This is a genomic window from Pectobacterium brasiliense, from assembly GCF_013449685.1.
Classification (GTDB): Bacteria; Pseudomonadota; Gammaproteobacteria; order Enterobacterales; family Enterobacteriaceae; genus Pectobacterium; species Pectobacterium brasiliense_A.
In genome coordinates this window covers 83,622-101,150 of the sequence record NZ_JACDSF010000008.1, presented here as the reverse complement: position 1 = coordinate 101,150, position 17,529 = coordinate 83,622, and the positions used below count along the sequence as shown (strand labels likewise).

Annotated in this window: 11 protein-coding genes and 1 tRNA gene; 8 read left to right on the top strand and 4 right to left on the bottom strand. The window is 52.2% G+C overall.

The window, feature by feature from the left end; genetic code table 11:
- The first annotated feature begins 83 nt into the window (after positions 1 to 83).
- From H0248_RS03165 to H0248_RS03130, 8 genes are all read left to right on the top strand, one after another.
- Positions 84 to 713, top strand: coding sequence for a DUF2589 domain-containing protein (locus H0248_RS03165; RefSeq protein WP_180784761.1), 630 nt, complete (start codon positions 84 to 86; stop codon positions 711 to 713).
- A 131-nt stretch (positions 714 to 844) separates the two neighbouring features.
- Positions 845 to 2,356: an amino acid adenylation domain-containing protein gene (locus H0248_RS03160; protein WP_180784759.1), complete on the top strand. Its 1,512-nt coding sequence runs from the start codon at positions 845 to 847 to the stop codon at positions 2,354 to 2,356.
- 10 nt (positions 2,357 to 2,366) lie between these two features.
- Entirely contained in the window at positions 2,367 to 2,639 is a 273-nt protein-coding gene (locus H0248_RS03155; protein WP_039470710.1) for a phosphopantetheine-binding protein, read from the top strand.
- Positions 2,640 to 2,738: 99 nt separating this feature from the next.
- Entirely contained in the window at positions 2,739 to 3,011 is a 273-nt protein-coding gene (locus H0248_RS03150) for a hypothetical protein (RefSeq protein ID WP_226888929.1), read from the top strand.
- Positions 3,012 to 3,151: 140 nt separating this feature from the next.
- Positions 3,152 to 8,653 carry a type I polyketide synthase gene (locus tag H0248_RS03145; protein WP_180784755.1) on the top strand — a complete coding sequence of 1,834 codons (5,502 nt, stop codon included), beginning with the start codon at positions 3,152 to 3,154 and terminating at the stop codon, positions 8,651 to 8,653.
- Between the two features lie 77 nt (positions 8,654 to 8,730).
- Entirely contained in the window at positions 8,731 to 12,804 is a 4,074-nt protein-coding gene (locus H0248_RS03140; protein ID WP_180784753.1) for a non-ribosomal peptide synthetase, read from the top strand.
- 64 nt (positions 12,805 to 12,868) lie between these two features.
- Positions 12,869 to 13,495 (top strand): hypothetical protein, encoded by a 627-nt coding sequence (locus H0248_RS03135; RefSeq protein ID WP_180784751.1) that lies wholly within the window; start codon positions 12,869 to 12,871, stop codon positions 13,493 to 13,495.
- 52 nt (positions 13,496 to 13,547) lie between these two features.
- Positions 13,548 to 14,564 (top strand): NADP-dependent oxidoreductase, encoded by a 1,017-nt coding sequence (locus H0248_RS03130; RefSeq protein WP_180784749.1) that lies wholly within the window; start codon positions 13,548 to 13,550, stop codon positions 14,562 to 14,564.
- Between the two features lie 62 nt (positions 14,565 to 14,626).
- Here H0248_RS03130 and H0248_RS03125 read toward each other — a convergent pair.
- The 4 genes from H0248_RS03125 to folP all read right to left on the bottom strand — a co-directional run bounded on the left by H0248_RS03125 (position 14,627) and on the right by folP (position 17,498).
- Positions 14,627 to 14,713: transfer RNA gene (locus H0248_RS03125), tRNA-Leu, on the bottom strand.
- Between the two features lie 24 nt (positions 14,714 to 14,737).
- A complete protein-coding gene (gene secG / locus H0248_RS03120; protein WP_014914113.1) occupies positions 14,738 to 15,070 on the bottom strand; it encodes a preprotein translocase subunit SecG in 333 nt (110 codons plus the stop codon).
- A gap of 249 nt (positions 15,071 to 15,319) precedes the next feature.
- Positions 15,320 to 16,657: a phosphoglucosamine mutase gene (gene glmM / locus H0248_RS03115; RefSeq protein WP_010302570.1), complete on the bottom strand. Its 1,338-nt coding sequence runs from the start codon at positions 16,655 to 16,657 to the stop codon at positions 15,320 to 15,322.
- Positions 16,658 to 16,664: 7 nt separating this feature from the next.
- Positions 16,665 to 17,498, bottom strand: a complete 834-nt coding sequence (gene folP / locus H0248_RS03110) for a dihydropteroate synthase (RefSeq protein WP_039282270.1) — start codon at positions 17,496 to 17,498, stop codon at positions 16,665 to 16,667.
- Positions 17,499 to 17,529 lie beyond the last annotated feature (31 nt).

Here is a 17,529-nt window from a genome sequence, read left to right as displayed (position 1 = left end):
CCTGACGGGTATTATTTTTCATTCCCTTTGCTATTTTTATTGACAGTTCATCACACCCTATCCGCAGATAATTGGAGGCTCCGATGGATTCACAATTTATCGGTTCTGTTATTAATGCGCTACCGCTGGAAAATATGATTAGCGGGCCATTACAAGCAATGATTAACGCACAGGTCCAAGCCAGCAAAGCCTATACGGATTTTTTATTATCCGTATGCATTCAGAATAATAAAGCGGTCGCCATCCAATTCGACTACGACGAAACGCTTATTGATGAAAGCGGAGTCGCAAAAGGTGCCGTGACAAAAACGATGCGCATACCGCTCATTGCCGCGATTACCCATCCGATTATTTCTATTGAAGAAGGGACGATCGATTTCGAGCTTGAAGTCACACAGAGTGAATCTTCATCCGATGATACCGGAGAAGACGGCAATCTGGCGGCGTCACTGGGATGGGGGCCATTCAACGTCAAAATGGCCGGTCGGGTATCACACAAGTCAGCGCAGACCCGAGCGACGGACACGCGTGCCAAGTACAGCATTCACACGCAGGTAAAACGTCAGCCCGCGCCCGAAGCGCTTATGCGCGTCATCGATTTTCTGACCGACGCCGCAATCAGGCCCAGTGTTCCCGAAGGGAAAAGCGCACCGCAGATAGCGGAAAACGCCGCGCCACCCGCACCTGCGGAGCAACAAGAAGCGTCATCATAATCAAAGCACATTGTTCAGCCGCAATATTACTCAGCGGCAATTACTCAGCGGCATAGTGCATGTGTGCCGTACCTGCATAACGCGTAAAAGGATGCCCGGCGTGACCCCTGGCATCACCAGAGGATCAGACCATGGCATCGGCAAGAGTGCTCCACACCTTATTTGAACAGCAGCGGCATCAAACGCCGGACGCCATCGCCCTGAGAAGCGATACAGAAACGTTGACCTACCGGCAATTGGATCAGCGGGCAAACGCAATGGCGAGCGATCTATTGCAGCGGGGCGTAAAGCCGAAGGATGTTGTCGGTATTTATTTGAATAAAAGCCCGAACCTGATCGTCAGCCTGCTCGGCGTATTGAAAATCGGTGCCTGCTATTTACCGCTTGATCCTTACTATCCGCACGAGCGCCTGGATTACATGGTCAATCATGCCGATGCGCGTCTGGTCATTACCGACAATGCCCACGCGCTTACGCTGGCACCAAGCCATCGTGAGATCGTTGACATCAATCAGATCAATCTGAGCGTTCAGGCTACTCACACGCTTCCCGCAGTCAGTGAAGAACAGCTTTGTTATGTGATGTACACCTCCGGCTCAACCGGAACGCCAAAGGGCGTCATGGTCAGCCACAGGACGGTGGTCAATTATCTGGCGTGGATGCAAAGCGCCTTCGTGCTACAGCACGACGATGTGGTCCTGAACCAGTCCACGTTCAGCTTTGATGTCTCAGTGTGGGAAATTTTCTGGCCGCTGATCGCCGGCGCAAGCTGTGCGGTTATTACCGAGGATGCCAAGTACGATCCGCAGCTGCTGGCTGAATTTATGCACCGTCATCAGGTCACGGTCGCGCAGTTCGTACCGACAGCACTGCGCGTCATTGTGGATGCGGAGGTGCTATCCCGCTGCACCTCTCTATGTCATATTTTTTCTGGCGGCGAAGCGCTCGATCAAACGCTGGTCAACGATCTTTCCCTGCAATATCCGGGAAAGATCCACAACCTCTACGGCCCGACCGAGGCAACAATATTTGCCTGTCATTGGCTCTGCCGGCCGGGAGCAGAAGAAAAAATTGCCCCGATTGGCAAACCCATCCCTCATGCCGCCGCCTATGTATTAGATGAGACGCAACAGCCTGTCGATGTGGGGGAAAGCGGTGAGCTTTATCTGGCAGGGGATATTCTGGCAAAAGGCTATCTGCATGCGGAAAAGCTGACGCAGGAGCGATTTGTTGATGACCCGTTTAGCCATCAGACCGGGCAGAAAATGTATAAAACCGGCGACTGGGTTAAGCAGCGCGTCGATGGCGTGCTGGAGTTCATTGGCCGAATAGACAGCCAGGTTAAATTGCGCGGACACCGTATTGAGCTGGCGGAAATAGAAACGCACATACAGGCGCTACCGCAAATTAACCATGCTGCCGTGATTCTCGAAAAGCGCTCGGAAAACGCGGCGCCATCACTCTCAGCCTTTTATGTATTACGGCATCAAAAGCACATCGATATTCAGGAGATAAAAGCGCACCTTGCCAAGACGCTGCCTTTTTTCATGGTGCCCTCTCATTTCGTTGCGTTGGAAAAAATGCCAACGCACCCCAATGGAAAAATTGATAAATCCAAGCTGTGTTCCTGCGTAAATAACTAATGGTGAAAAAATGTCAAACGACAAAGCAATATTACCTTCCGAGATAGAAAAAAATATTATTTCTATCTGGCGGACCGTACTCAACAATCCGAAAGTCTCTATCCAAGAGAACTTCTTTGATGCAGGCGGAAATTCCCTGCTGATGTCCAAGGTTTATCGCGAAATAAAAAACAAAATGGAGTCACCTATCTCTATTGTTGATTTATTCCAATACCCAACGGTACAGATGCTAAGCAAGCGTATTAGCGAAATACACGCTGGGAAATCAAGCAGCAAGAAGTAATTACGCCAAAAAGCGTATTTATCCTCCAGGGGAATAACCGCCCTGTAATGGGCAATGTGTTTCATCATCCTTATTTCACTGATAATAGGTGGTAATACCATGTCTGCAACTCAATTGAACGCTGCCTCGGCAGTCAAAGCAAAAGTGGATTCGGCAATTAAATTTGTTCTGAGTCACCCAAATTCATCCAAGCCCGCTCACTACTATGCGATTGGCCAGAAAATTCTTCCTAACACCAAGAAGTACTGGCGTGCGAAGTCTATTCCAGCCATTCCTGTTTCAATCAAAGCAGCATTGCAACACCCGTCGGCCTCTAACCTGCAAAGCCTTATCAGCCGGGTTACTGCTGGCTTTGCAGGTAGCAAAAAGTAATTAACTTTTAATGTAGCTGTCCCTTCTATATTCACGGCGTAGGACGTCGACCTTTCTTCCTCTGGATAATATTCGGAGAAAGAAGGTTAGCGGCCTGCGCCGTGAAAAGGAGGCGAATATATTCACGGTGAGGTAATGAAATGAAACAGCAAGAACAGTTCCGCGATAAGGATATTGCCATTGTAGGAATGTCGGCTCGCTTTCCCGGTGCAGAAGATACCGCAATATTTTGGCAAAACCTGTTGGACGGCGTGGAGACGATCAGCACATTCAGTGAAGAAGAACTGAGGGAGTCAGGCATTGAAGAAGAGATGATCGCCTCACCCAACTATATTCGCCGCCGGGGGATTCTGGGTAACGCACAGCACTTTGACGCTAATTTTTTCGATATTACGCCCCGCGATGCCGAAATTATGGATCCACAGCATCGTGTCTTTTTGGAATGCTGCTGGCACGCGTTTGAAGATGCCGGCTACGTCCCTGCCACCTACCCTGGAAAAGTGGGCATATTCGGCGGAACGGGAACCGCCTGGCATTTGAGTAAAGTGAATGCCCATCCTGAAGTGCAGAAGTACGCCAGCGGTGCATCGGTCGTCACCAACAATGATAAAGACTACGTAACGACCCGAGTGTCTTACAAGCTCAACCTAAAAGGGCCGAGCGTTAACGTACAGACCGCCTGTTCAACCGCGATGGTCGCCGTCGTGATGGGTATGAGCAGCCTGCTGAACGGGGAAAGCGATCTGATCGTCGCGGGCGGCGTTTCCGTGGACACGCCAGAACGCCGGGGTTACCCCTACATGCAAGGCGGCATGGAATCCGCGGATGGTCGCTGCTATGCTTTCGACTCGCGAGCCAACGGCACGGTGTTCAGCCGCGGTGCTGGCGTCGTATTACTGAAACGACTGAATGACGCCGTACGCGACGGCGACCATATTTATGCCGTACTGAAAGGCGGCGCAGTGAATAACGACGGTAACCTGAAAGCTGGCTTTACTGCGCCGAGCATCGACGGGCAAATCGCCGTTGCCAAACAGGCGATCGCCAATGCGCAGCTCGATCCCGCCACGATCAACTTTGTTGAAGCTCACGGCACCGCGACGGCGCTGGGCGATCCCATCGAATTCACCTCGCTCACACAGACGTTTCAGGAATACACGGACAAAACCCAATATTGCCGTCTGGGATCGGTGAAAACCAACATCGGCCATACGGACGCGGCGTCAGGCATGGCCAGCCTCATCAAAGCCTCACTGGCGCTGGAAACCGGCAAACTGCCAGCCTCGCTCCATTTCGAATCGCCAAACCCTAACATTGAGTTTGAAACCAGCCCGTTCATCATGAACACCGAACTCAGTGAGCTGGAACCGTCAGAAACACCGCATCGCGCGCTGGTGAACTCTTTTGGCGTCGGCGGCACCAATGCCTGCGTCATTCTGGAAGCCGCACCGCCGCTAAAAGCGGGCGATATCCATGACAACAGCCTGCTGGTTTTGCCTTTCTCCGCGAAAAGCCGCACGGCGCTGGAAGACATGAAACACCGTCTGCGCGATTACCTCAGTGCGCATGACGATGCCAATCTGGCAGATATCGCCTACACCTTGCAGGTTGGGAGACAAAAGTTCTCTCACAGCACGGCTATTATCGGGAAGGATCGCGATTCACTGCTGGCAAAGCTGGATCAGCCTTCACTGGTGGTGACGCAGCAGGGAAAAAACCAAAAATCCGTCGTGTTTATGTTCCCGGGACAGGGCAATCAGTACATCAATATGGCGCGTGAGCTGTACGACACCTACGATGTTTTCCGCGCGAGCCTGGATCAATGCTGTGACTATCTGGAACCAATTCTGGACGTCAATCTGACGTCGATTATCTTTCAGGACAGCGACGACATCGCCGAGTCCCGCATTAATGAAACCCAGTTTACCCAGCCGTCCCTGTTCGTGATCGAGTACAGTCTGGCAAAATTGTGGATGTCATGGGGCATTCAGCCGGATGTCATGATCGGTCACAGCGTGGGGGAATACGTAGCAGCCTGCCTGTCCGGCGTGTTCTCACTGGAAGATGCACTGAAAGCCGTCGCGATGCGGGGCAAGATGGTACAGGCATTACCCGCGGGAGATATGCTTGCCGTCCTGCTCGATGAAGAAACCCTGAAGGCCAAACTTCACGGCAGCAAGCTGGAAATTGCGGCGGTTAACTACCCTGGATTATGCGTCATCGCCGGTGCTTCAAACGATGTCGCACGTTTCCAACAGCAGTTGGAAGACAGCAATATCTTCTGCAAACATCTGGATACCTCGCATGCTTTCCACTCACACATGATGGAACCCATGCTGCCCGCTTTCAAAAAGGTCATTGATAGCATCACGCTGCACGCGCCACAGATCCCATTTGTGTCTACCGTTAACGGCGAATGGGTGACTGAAGAACTGGCGAAAAACAGCGACTACTGGGTGCGTCACGTACGCAATCCGGTGCTGTTCTCTCACGCCTTCAAAACGCTGATGGCTGATGAGCATCACGATTTCGTGTTCCTTGAAGTCGGACCGGGACGCTCGCTGGAATCGTCTGCCAAGCAGCATTTCAGCGCAGAAGACGGCGCATTGATTTATGCCTCCCTGCCAACGGCGAAAGACGTAGCCTTATCCGGCGAACACCTCCTGTCGACGCTCGGTGCGCTTTGGGCAAGCGGCGTAAACGTTCCCTGGCATCAGCATCATCCAGAACAGCACCGTCGCCGTGTCCCGCTGCCGGGCTACCCTTTTGAGCGTAAACGCTTCGCCCTGCCAGCCCTGTCGTCAGCCAGTAATGACATGCAGAGTGAGCAATCCGTTAAGGCTAAAAAGCGGAAACAGGCGGATATCGGCGATTGGTTCTATATGCCAACCTGGAAGAAAACCATTCCGGCGAAATACATGGCGGGCAAACGCGTTGAAGCAGAGAACACCTGCTGGCTGCTCCTGACGGATACGCAGGGGATCGCCGAACGTGCGAAGCAACTGCTGGAAAAGGACGGGCATAAGGTCTTTTTCGTCAGCCCGGGAACGCAGTATCAGGAAGCGCTTTCCGAAGGCCGATACACCCTCAATGTATCCTCGCGTGCCGATTATGTCCGGCTACTGAAAAGCCTGACAGAACAAGGGTTACGTCCATCACGCATCCTGTATTTATGGAACCTGACGGTGGCGGAACAGGTCCAGCCGCTTGAGCACACCTATCTCTCTTCACCGCTGAACACGTTCTACCCTGCTCTCTATCTCCAGCAGGCGCTGGTGAACGAGAATTTGCTGGACGATCTGCATGTGACCTTCGCCACCAGCAACACATTCAGCGTGATGGGTGAGCGCATCGCTTCACCGGAGAATGCGTTACTGGTCGGGCCGTCGCGCGTGTTCTATCACGAGTATCCTGAAGTGCAGTGCCACCTGGTGGATATCGATCTTAAACAAAACGCCGAACAGCTTGATGAGTTTGCCCACAGTCTGATTGCAGAAAGCCATATCGCCACACACGGCAATCTGGTGGCTTACCGCGGAAACCAGCGCTGGGAAGAAAGTTATCAGGCCGTGCATCTGAAGCAGGACACCCTCGGTTTACCTGCGGAATTGAAAGACGACGGCGTCTACCTCATCACCGGCGGCCTGGGTGGATTGGGGATACTGCTCGCCAACTACCTGTCTGAAAACAGTAATGCGGCGATCATCCTGACTTACCGTACGGCGTTACCACCGCGTGAAGAGTGGCAAGCCTGGATCCAACAGCATCCGGTTGACGATCCTATCAGTGAAAAACTGGCGAGCGTTTTACGTCTGGAAGCCCGTGGCAACACGATACATCTGGCGCAGGTCGACGTGAATGACTATCACGGTATGCGCGAGATGTTATCCGCGTTCCCGCAGGTCGATGGCGTGTTCCATACGGCAGGCGTGGCTGGCGGCGGTATCATTGCGCTGAAGAATGACGCCGATTGCGCCAACGTGCTCGATCCCAAAGTGGCAGGATCGCTCATTCTGGATGAGCTGCTGCAGGACAAACAGCCTGATTTCTTTATTTTATTCTCTTCTATTACCTCCATCGTCGGTGACGAAGCCCGCATCGATTACTGCTCGGGTAACGCGTTTATGGATGCCTTTGCGCATTATCGCAACCAGCATCGCCGTGGGCGCACCGTCTCGCTGAACTGGGGAAAATGGGGCGATGTGGGAATGGCCGTCCGTTGGGGCAAACAGCTGCAGGAGAAGAAAAACAGCAAGCTGGCTGCCGTTGAGGAAACTAAAGGCGACCTGCTGACGCACCTGGAACGTGAAGGCACGCAGGAAAGCTATCAGGTCAATCTCACCACGCAGGACTGGGTTATCGATGAGCACCGCCTTGCGAAACAACCTTCACTGGTGGGGGCGACAATCTTATCGCTGCTGCATGAGTTCATGACAGGCTTTAAGTCTCAGGAAAGCCTTCAGGTCAAGAACCTGATGCTGACCAAGCCGGTGATCTATACCGATGCCTGGCCGCGTCAGATGAGGCTATTCATGACGCCAGAGGGGAAAGGCTATAAATTCAGCCTCAAGACGCGGGGCGTGCTTGAGCTGGCATGGCAAGAACACGCGTTCGGAAGCATAGGCCACGGCGCTCCAACGGCTGACCTCGCGCCACAATCGATTGACGCCATCAAACAGCGCTGCACCACGCAGGTTCCCTACGCGCCGTTTATCACCGAGCTGGGTAATGCCAACACGGGCGAGAATTTCCTGTCGTTTAGCCAGCGCTGGAACAACCACCGCGAGATTGTTCAGGGCGATAACGAATGGCTGATCCACAAAGTGCTGGGAAGCGAGTATACGCACGATCTTACCCGCTACCCGTACCACCCCGCAGTGATTGATGCTACGGCCATCTCCTGCCTGTCGTTGATTACACAGGAGAATTTCCTGCCTATCAGCTATGGCAAGATGACCTTCTTATCGCCACTGGGGAAAGAGTGCTACGCCCACGCCAGGCTCAAGCAGGCCTATCAGCCGCAGGATAACGCCATCGTCATGGATATCACGTTCCTGTCACCAGAGGGCATTCCGCTGCTGGTTCTGGAAAATTACACGCTGATGAAGATGACGATGGGCAATCAGCTCGCGACGTCAGAAAACGCCTCAACGGCAGCCACAGCAGCAGTAAAAGTGAATCTGGCAGATAAAGACATTCTGTTGCCAGAAGGGCTGGATGCAATAAAACGCCAGCTCGCGCATCTGGAATTTGAACAGTTAGTCGTCGTCACCAGCGATCTGGAACAGCTCATTTATGAGTCGATTCCTGAACAGGAAACGCCTGAATTCATTTTGCAGAATAGCGAAGCAACGGAAGGATATGCCCGACCGGCCCTCTCTGTGGATTATGTCGCGCCAGAAAATGACATCGAGAAGGAGATCGTCAAAGTCTGGCAGTCGATTCTGGGGATCTCGGGAATTGGGGTTAACGACAGCTTTACTGAACTGGGCGGTAACTCGCTGCTGGCAGTACAGGTCGTGTCTACCGTTTCCGGCCTATTTGAAATCGATATTCGCGTTGATCTGTTTTACCAGAACCAGACCGTGAAAGGGTTAGCAACGCTGATCCTTACCGAGCTGGAAGCCTTATTGCAGGAATAAGGGAACGGCCGCCTTCAGTATGCATCTCGAAGGCGGCCGCTAATGTAAAACCGAATGTCACAAAATGAGACTCGATAATGACGCAGCTTCCCACCGCAAAACTGACCTCGCTTAGCCTGGATGAACTCAAAAAGCTGGCAAGAGAAAAGAAGAAAACGGGCAACACAGCCTCAGGCAAGGCCATTGTTCCGCACGCGACACCCGGCAGAGTACACTTCCCCATGACCAGCGCGCAGAAGCGCATCTGGATGCTCTCCCAATACCTTGACGATAGTCAGGTCTACAATAATCCCTATGTGCTTGCCTGCCGGATCGAGCACGACATGGAGCCGCAGCGAGTACAGCAAACGCTCGACTATCTGATGCAACAACATGACATTCTGCGTACGACATTCCGGCTGGTCGATAACGACGTGTGCCAGTGCGTTGCTGACGATATGTCTTTCACGTTCAGCTTTGAAGATATCTCCGCATTCAGTGAAGAGGACATTGAAAAATATGTCTCGGAGACGGCCAAGGCGAAAGGGAATATTGTTTTTGATCTGGAGAATGGCCCCTTGGTTTATCTCCATATGGTCAAAACCCATCAGTACGACTATGTGCTGTTCCTGACCTTTCATCACATTATTTCCGACGGGTGGACGGTCAATGTGTTCTTCAAGATGCTCATGGAAAACTACTTTCATCTGCTGCTGGGCGGGACATTACCTATCGAAAAAACGCTCCAGTTCGCCGATTATGCACTGGCGGAAGATCGGTGGCATACCGAGGGCGAATACCAGACCGGGCTGGCCTACTGGGCGAAGAAGCTGGATGGCATCACAGGGCAGTTAGATCTGGCAACAGATTACCCGCGTCCGGCCAAAATGAGCACCACTGGGGGAATCGCCAGCCAGTTCTTTGATGCATCTTTCTGCCAGCGCTTGCAAACCTGTGCGACACAGCATCAGGCGACACAATTCCACGTTATCCTCACGGCATACCAACTCCTGCTGCATAAATACAGCGGGCAGCAGGAAATCATCATCGGCGCACCGTTTGCCAACCGAAATTTACCTGCCACGCAAAACATGATGGGGCTATTCATGAATACCCTGCCATTACGTTTTGATATCGATCCTAATGCCAGTGTCGCCTCCCTGATCGAGGGCGCGCGCGCCGAGTGTGAAGAAACCTTGAGATACCAGGATGTGCCGTTCAATTATATTCTGGACGAGATTACCTATGTGCGTAATCCCCAGATCAATCCCATCTTTCAGGCAATCTTGACGTATCAGGTCTTCCCCCATTTTCACAGCAGCTATGGCGGGTTCAAATATAAGCCGTTAAAAGTGGATTACGGCACCGCAAAACTGGATCTGAACTTATGGGTAGAAGAAGACAAGGATAGCGACGGCCTGCTGTTCACCATGAACTACAGTAGCGCATTATTTTCCATCAACACCATCCAGCGCATGCTGAACGACCTGCGGACGGTTCTTGAAACCTTAATCACCCAGCCGCAGTTAACCGTTCGGGATATCTCACTGTTAAGCGACGAAGAACGCCGCGCGACAATCGCACAATGCCGCCCAACCGCTAACGCGTTACCGCCTGCGGTTCATCGGCAGTTTGAACAACAGGCACAGCAACATCCCGATGCCATCGCGGTTCGTTGTGAAGGCCGTACGTTCAGCTATGCCCAGCTCAATGAACGGGCAAACCAGCTGGCTCATCAGCTCCAGAAAGACGGCATTGCTCATGGCGAGTGTGTCGCGCTGTTCATGCCGAAAAGCGAGTATTACGTCGTCGCGATTCTGGCCGTGTTAAAAGCAGGTGGATGCTATGTCCCAGTCGATATCGATCTCCCTGCTCAGCAGGTTGAGTTCATCCTGCAAAATTCCGCCGCCCGCTGTGTCATCATCGACGAACAGGCACCCGGTGACGGGCTCCCCTGCCTCTACGTAAGACAAAATCGCAGCATGATGCCGGTAAGCAACCCATCGCAGCCACAGGCTACGGATGGTCCGGCTTACATCATTTATACCTCAGGCAGTACCGGCAAACCGAAAGGCGTTCGTGTCAAACACTCGCAGCTTAGCCACTACTGTCAGGCCATTCGGCCCGTTCTCAACCTGCCGCCCGATGCTCGCTACGGCATGTTTTCATCCTTCAGCACCGATTTGGCACACACGGTACTGTTCCCCGCGCTGATCCATCAGGGTCAGTTAGACGTGATCAGCACGGAATTACTTCGCTCCCCACAGGAGCTGTTCGCTTATCTGGCGCAATACCCAGTCGATTGCATAAAGATTACGCCGTCGCATTTAGCGACGTTATTGACGTCACCGCAGGCTGAAGCGCTGTTGCCTCGCAAGTTATTGGTTATCGGCGGAGAACGTGTTCCTCTGTCACTCATCAAGCGTATACGCGAGTTCCAAGCGTCTTGCCGCCTCCTCAATCATTATGGGCCAACCGAATGCACCGTCGGCGTCACCACGTATCCGGTGCCGGACGATCTCAGCCTCCTTTCAGGCGACTATTTGCCTATCGGTAAACCTCTGTCTGATAGCCATGTTCTGCTGCTCGATCCTTATCACCAGCTCGTTCCGGCTGGATTACCAGGGGAAATTTATCTGGGCGGTTCGCATGTCGCAGAAGGGTACATCGGCCTGCCAGATCAAAATAACGCGCGCTTTATTCCTCACCCTTACCTTGAGGGCGAGCGACTTTATCGCAGCGGTGACAAAGGTCGTTTCCTGCCTGATGGCAATCTTGAATTTATGGGGCGTTTGGATCGTCAGGTTAAAGTGCGCGGCTACCGTGTTGAGCTGACGGAGATCGAACAGGCATTACAACAGGTTGCTAATGCGACCCACGTTGCTATTAAACAAAACACGCTGCCCCACGGGGAAACTGTCTTAACCGCGTACCTGTGCGGCATTGATGAACCCAGTCAGGCCACAGTAAAAACGGCGCTGCAAAAAAAGCTGCCAGACTATATGCAGCCAGAACGCTGGGTATGGCTAGACACGATGCCATTAACCGCCAGCGGTAAGATAAATTACGCCGCGTTACCCCAGCCTTCAGCAGAAAAGCGCGTAGCATTCCATGCCCCGGAAAATCAGCGTGAACACGACCTGCATGAAATTTATCGCGACATTTTACAAAGCGAGACGATTGATACGCAGGAGAGCTTCTTTACCCTTGGAGGGAATTCTCTCAGCGCATTAAAGCTCATCCTGAGCGTTAATCAGCACTTTGGGACATCCCTGTCTCTGGGGCAGTTGTTCGAAAACAGCAGCATTGCCCAGTTGGCCCGCGTGATTGAAGACAAGGGATCGCAGACTCAAGCCGCAAGGGTGACGATCAATCGTGGGCAGCCTGAATATAAACCTACGTTGCTTCTGATCCATCCCGCTGGCGGTAACGTGCTGTGTTATTCCGGGCTGGCGCGTGAACTGGGCGAGCGCTATCCGATCTATGGCATTCAGGTGCCCGATTTCAGTGTTAACCAGCCTTATAACGCCGATGTCAAAGCGCTTGCCGCTTTCTATCTCTCAGAAGCAGGCGACATCGTTCATCGCTCCCGTCTGGTACTCGGAGGATGGTCTCTCGGTGCAACTATCGCTTTTGAAATGGCGCAGCAGCTCGCGAAAAAAGGCATAACACCGACGGTGTTAGTGTTGGACCAACCTGCTCCAGAGATCAACATTGATGGCTCAGCAGACATGAACGAGGCGGAACGTCTGGCGTATTTTGCGCATAAAGTGGCTTTGTTTACCGGTACATCTTTCGATCTTTCAGAGCAGTCGCTTGCAGACATGAGCAATGCGCAACGAACGTCGCGCTTTCTGGCCGAATTTAAACGTGTGCGGCTGGTGCCTGAGTCGATTGGGCCTGGAGAATTTCAGGACTTTATCAATATCCTGCAAACCCATATCTATGCGACGGATGCTTACCGTGGCGAGCGCTACTCAGGTGATGTGCTGGTCGTCGAGGCAGAAGATATTTTACCCGGTCGTATCCGCCTGCCAGAGTCAGGACTGGGGTGGCGTCGCCTCACTTCAGGTTGCCTGACGGTACTGCCAACATCCGGCGATCATATCTCAATGATGAACGCACCGCACATTTCCCGCATAGCCGAACAGCTCAAAAAAGTATGGCAATAAGACATTCGCCGTCTGCGGTTTCAAACGCAGAACGGCGATTTTATGACGTAAGTGAGGAGAAAACATGGGCCATCCCCCGTCGTTAACCGTTTGGCGATATCTGGTATCGCGCGATGCGCTTCTGACCATCATCATACCGGTCGTTATGTATAACATCGCATTTTTACAATGGGGGGCTGGCGTCGCGCTGTTAATAACCGCGATTTATTCCGGTGTACTGCAACTCATCAGCCGTTGGCAAGGTTATCTGCCAATCATTGCTCTCATTCTGGTATCAGGGCTTAGCCACTACCTTTATCTGGAAGGCGTCATCCTGTTTGATATCCATCAAGAGAGCGTCTTTTTGTCGGTCAGCGGCGCAATTTCAACCGTGATTATTTTTACCATTTACAGCATCAAGGGGCGTCCGGTCATACAAACATTGGCGGAACAAGCCACGCCAGCGCTGAAGACACTCCCCGTTTATGGCACACCGCAGTACGTCCGCGTCTGGAACGAGGTATCACTGGTCTGGATTCTGGTTTACCTGGTGAAAGCCATCATTATCTACCTCCTTTCCCGCCAGTCTGATTTGCCGATGGATACGCTTGTCCTCATCAGCGGATGGCCTCTTACGCTACTGCTGGTGATCTTCAGTTTCCGATGGCCAAAGCATCGCTGGTCCTCACTCGCACACGATAACACTGCCTGATCAGCGCTGCAGGTAGTGCATAACATCATGAATGCTAAATATAGGGAATATTATGAACCCGTTAGAAAACAAGCTGATTGTACTGAATCGTCATCCTGATGGCCCCGCACAGTTAGAGGATTTCAGGCTCGAAGAACGCCATATCAATGCACTACAGCCCGGCGAATATTTGGTTGAAAACAAATGGCTATCCATTGACCTTTATACACGCCCACGGCTTAACAAGAACACAGCCTATGTGAGCCCAATCAAACAGGGAGAAGTGATTCAAGGTGAAACGGTAGGCTACGTCGTGGCAACGAAGAACCCACACTTTAAGGTTGGAGATTGTGTATTCACCTTTTCAGGCTGGCAGAAATACTATGTCGGCACGCCTCAGGATTTTATTACGCATCGCCTGCCGCCAACGGCTCTGTCACCCTCTATTTTTCTCGGCGCGGTAGGCACACCGGGACGTTCCGCTTATTTTGGCATGAACAAAATTGCCAAACCCAAAGCGGGAGAGACGCTGGTGGTATCCGCCGCATCAGGGGGCGTAGGTTCCGTCGTCGGTCAGTTAGGTAAACAGGCTGGATGCCGGGTTGTCGGTCTGGCTGGAAGCGAAGAGAAATGTCGCTATGTCGTTGAGACATTAGGCTTTGATGCCTGTGTTAACTATAAAGAAGATGACTTAAATCACGCCTTGCGGGCTGCCTGCCCTGACGGAATTGATATCTATTTTGAAAACGTTGGCGGCAGGGTTTCACTTTTTGTGGCCAAACTGCTTAACGAAGGCGCAAGAGTCCCCGTCTGTGGCAGTGCGGCACAATACAATCAGGATCCTGACGTTGACGCATCCAGCACGGTAGCATTTTTCTCTTCTCTACCCGACGCCCCGCTAAGCCGCTTTTTTCTTGTGACGGAATGGTTCAAAGACTATGCGGAAGCAAATATCTGGCTATTAGATGCCGTGGAGAAAGGGCAGTTAAAATATCGAGAGAACATTATTGAGGGAATAGAGAATGCGCCTCAAGCCTTTATCGACTTATTAGACAGCAAACACTTTGGCAAGCAGCTGGTGCGCCTGTAAGGCACTGGGACAGTAAATTAAAGACAAAAAAATAGACGTCAACTGACGTCTATTTTTTATGTTGGTACCGAGGACGGGACTTGAACCCGTAAGCCCAATCGGGCACTACCACCTCAAGGTAGCGTGTCTACCAATTCCACCACCACGGCATCACAATTACTGCTTTAAAACGCTTACTTCGGAATGTCACTCGCCGGCGTTGAAGGCGCAGCAGGCGTTGTCGTCTGCTCGGCTTTTTCTGGCTGGCTCAGGTTATCCCATGCACCGCCTCTTTTCTGCAGCGAACTTAAGTTGCCCAGAATTAGACTGATAATGAAGAACAGGGTCGCCAGTATCGCCGTCATGCGGGTCATGAAATTACCAGAGCCGCTCGAACCGAACAAAGTGGCAGAAGCACCTGCTCCGAACGACGCTCCCATATCAGCACCTTTACCCTGCTGCAGCATGATCAAGGCAACCAGCCCGATCGATACTAACAGGAAAATTACTAATAGAGCTTCGTACATAGTCGTACCCGTTAACCGTTTTCCCCATGATTCATGGAGATGCTATATTCTGGCGGTAAACCGCGTGTCATTCCGCGAAGCAGGATGGAGAACATCCCTTATCAAGCGGGTCTGAATACTAACCAAAGGATGTAGCGTACGCAAGGGTAATTTGGTCACCGCAGGTTGATTGCAGAAAAAAACAGCGGCTTTCGACGCAAGATCCCTATCGAAAGCCTTATCTCCCTGATTGGCGAATCAAAAACGCCCTCAGCCGGCAGCTTTTACCGCATCGGCAATACGATTCGCCAACGCGATGACCGTCTCTTCGTGCTCACCCTCAACCATAACGCGAATGAGTGGCTCAGTACCGGATTTACGCAACAATACCCGCCCGCGTCCGGCCAATTCTTTTTCCACATCCTGCGTAATCTGCTGCACGTTTTTGTCTTCCAGCGGATCGTGTTCCCCTGTAAACCGCACATTGACCAGAATCTGTGGAAACAGCTTCATACCGCTGCATAAATCATGCAGGCTCATATGGTTTTTCACTATCGCAGTAAGGACTTGTAAACCGGCAATCACACCGTCACCCGTCGTGGTTTTGTCCAGCAGGATCACATGGCCGGAGTTTTCTGCCCCGATGCGCCACCCTTTTGCCTGCATCATTTCTAATACATAGCGGTCACCCACTTTGGCACGAGCAAACGGGATACCCAGTTGCTTTAACGCCACCTCAAGCCCCATGTTACTCATCAGTGTGCCCACCGCGCCACCGCGCAGTTGCCCCTGGCGTAGACCTTCGCGGGCGATGATATACAGGATCTGATCGCCATCAACCTTGTTGCCTAAATGGTCGACCATGATGAGCCGATCGCCATCGCCGTCAAACGCCAGCCCAACGTCCGCTTTTTCAGCCAGTACGCGCGCCTGTAGCTGTCTGACGTCCGTCGCCCCGCATTCTTCATTGATGTTCATCCCATCAGGCTCACAGCCAATGGCGATGACTTTAGCGCCAAGCTCGCGCAATACGCTAGGGGCGATGTGATAGGTAGCGCCATTGGCACAATCGACGACGATCTTTAAACCGTTAAGGCTCAGTTCGCTCGGGAACGTTCCCTTACAAAATTCGATGTAGCGTCCAGCAGCGTCAACAATGCGGCTGGCTTTGCCTAATTCAGCAGACTCAACACACGTCAGCGGTTTTTCCAGCTCAGCCTCGATCGCTTCTTCTACGTCATCCGGCAGTTTAGTGCCGTCAATGGAGAAGAATTTAATACCGTTGTCGTAATACGGGTTGTGAGAAGCAGAAATCACGATACCCGCTTCAGCACGGAACGTACGGGTCAGATAAGCAACCGCAGGCGTCGGCATTGGACCGGTAAAAGAAGCCGACAAACCTGCAGCTGCCAGCCCGGCTTCCAGCGCAGACTCCAGCATATAGCCAGAAATACGGGTATCTTTGCCGATGATAATCTTACGAGAACCATGCCGCGCGAGCACTTTCCCAGCGGCCCAACCCAGTTTAAGCACAAAATCAGGGGTAATCGGCGTATCGCCAACCTTGCCACGTACGCCATCGGTACCAAAATATTTGCGGTTACTCATCTCGTTTTTATTCCTTCGCAGAAAGGGTGGCCTCAACAATGCGCATGGCATCAGCCGTTTCTTTAACATCGTGCACGCGAATAATCTGTGCTCCCTGCATCGCCGCAATCACTGCGCAGGCAATGCTGCCGTGAACCCGCTGCGCGGGCGGCACATTGAGGATCTGTCCAATCATGGATTTCCTCGACATGCCAACCAGAAGAGGCAGTTCAAAACGATGTAATTCGCTCAAACGAGCCAAAAGCGCATAGTTATGGGCAAGATTCTTACCGAATCCGAACCCAGGATCCAGCAATAGCTTACTTTTCGGAATATTGGCGCTCACACAGCGATCAATCTGCTGCTGCAAGAAATCGCCAATGTCCTGCATCAGGTCATCATAATGCGGTTTGTGCTGCATAGTTCTCGGCATACCCTGCATATGCATCAGGCATACTGGCAAACCGGTTGCCGCCGCCGCCTCCAGAGCTCCGGGCTCTTGCAAAGCGCGGATATCATTAATCAGATGTGCTCCCGCCTGCGCCGATGCTGTCATCACTTCCGGCTTTGAGGTATCGACCGAGATCCATACGTCAAAGCGTTTAGCAATGGCTTCAACCACGGGTACTACACGGTTTAGCTCCTCTTCCGTGCTCACTTCAGCCGCACCGGGACGCGTCGATTCACCGCCAATATCAATCAGGGTCGCACCAGCGTTAACCATCTCCTGAACGTGCAGTAATGCTGCATCGAGCTTGTTGTGTTTACCACCATCGGAAAAAGAGTCCGGTGTGACGTTAAGAATACCCATGATATGTGGGCAGGAAAGATCTAGCGTTGAGTCTCTGGCGACCAGTTGCATGATTTACCTCCGCAGTCTGGTGTAGTTAGCA

Bases quoted from the DNA above. Each gene is read 5' to 3' on its own strand.
- H0248_RS03165 (WP_180784761.1), top strand. From the start codon at position 84: ATGGATTCACAATTTATCGGTTCTGTTATTAATGCGCTACCGCTGGAA.
- H0248_RS03160 (WP_180784759.1), top strand. From the start codon at position 845: ATGGCATCGGCAAGAGTGCTCCACACCTTATTTGAACAGCAGCGGCAT.
- H0248_RS03155 (WP_039470710.1), top strand. From the start codon at position 2,367: ATGTCAAACGACAAAGCAATATTACCTTCCGAGATAGAAAAAAATATT.
- H0248_RS03150 (WP_226888929.1), top strand. From the start codon at position 2,739: ATGTCTGCAACTCAATTGAACGCTGCCTCGGCAGTCAAAGCAAAAGTG.
- H0248_RS03145 (WP_180784755.1), top strand. From the start codon at position 3,152: ATGAAACAGCAAGAACAGTTCCGCGATAAGGATATTGCCATTGTAGGA.
- H0248_RS03140 (WP_180784753.1), top strand. From the start codon at position 8,731: ATGACGCAGCTTCCCACCGCAAAACTGACCTCGCTTAGCCTGGATGAA.
- H0248_RS03135 (WP_180784751.1), top strand. From the start codon at position 12,869: ATGGGCCATCCCCCGTCGTTAACCGTTTGGCGATATCTGGTATCGCGC.
- H0248_RS03130 (WP_180784749.1), top strand. From the start codon at position 13,548: ATGAACCCGTTAGAAAACAAGCTGATTGTACTGAATCGTCATCCTGAT.
- secG (WP_014914113.1), bottom strand. From the start codon at position 15,070: ATGTACGAAGCTCTATTAGTAATTTTCCTGTTAGTATCGATCGGGCTG.
- glmM (WP_010302570.1), bottom strand. From the start codon at position 16,657: ATGAGTAACCGCAAATATTTTGGTACCGATGGCGTACGTGGCAAGGTT.
- folP (WP_039282270.1), bottom strand. From the start codon at position 17,498: ATGCAACTGGTCGCCAGAGACTCAACGCTAGATCTTTCCTGCCCACAT.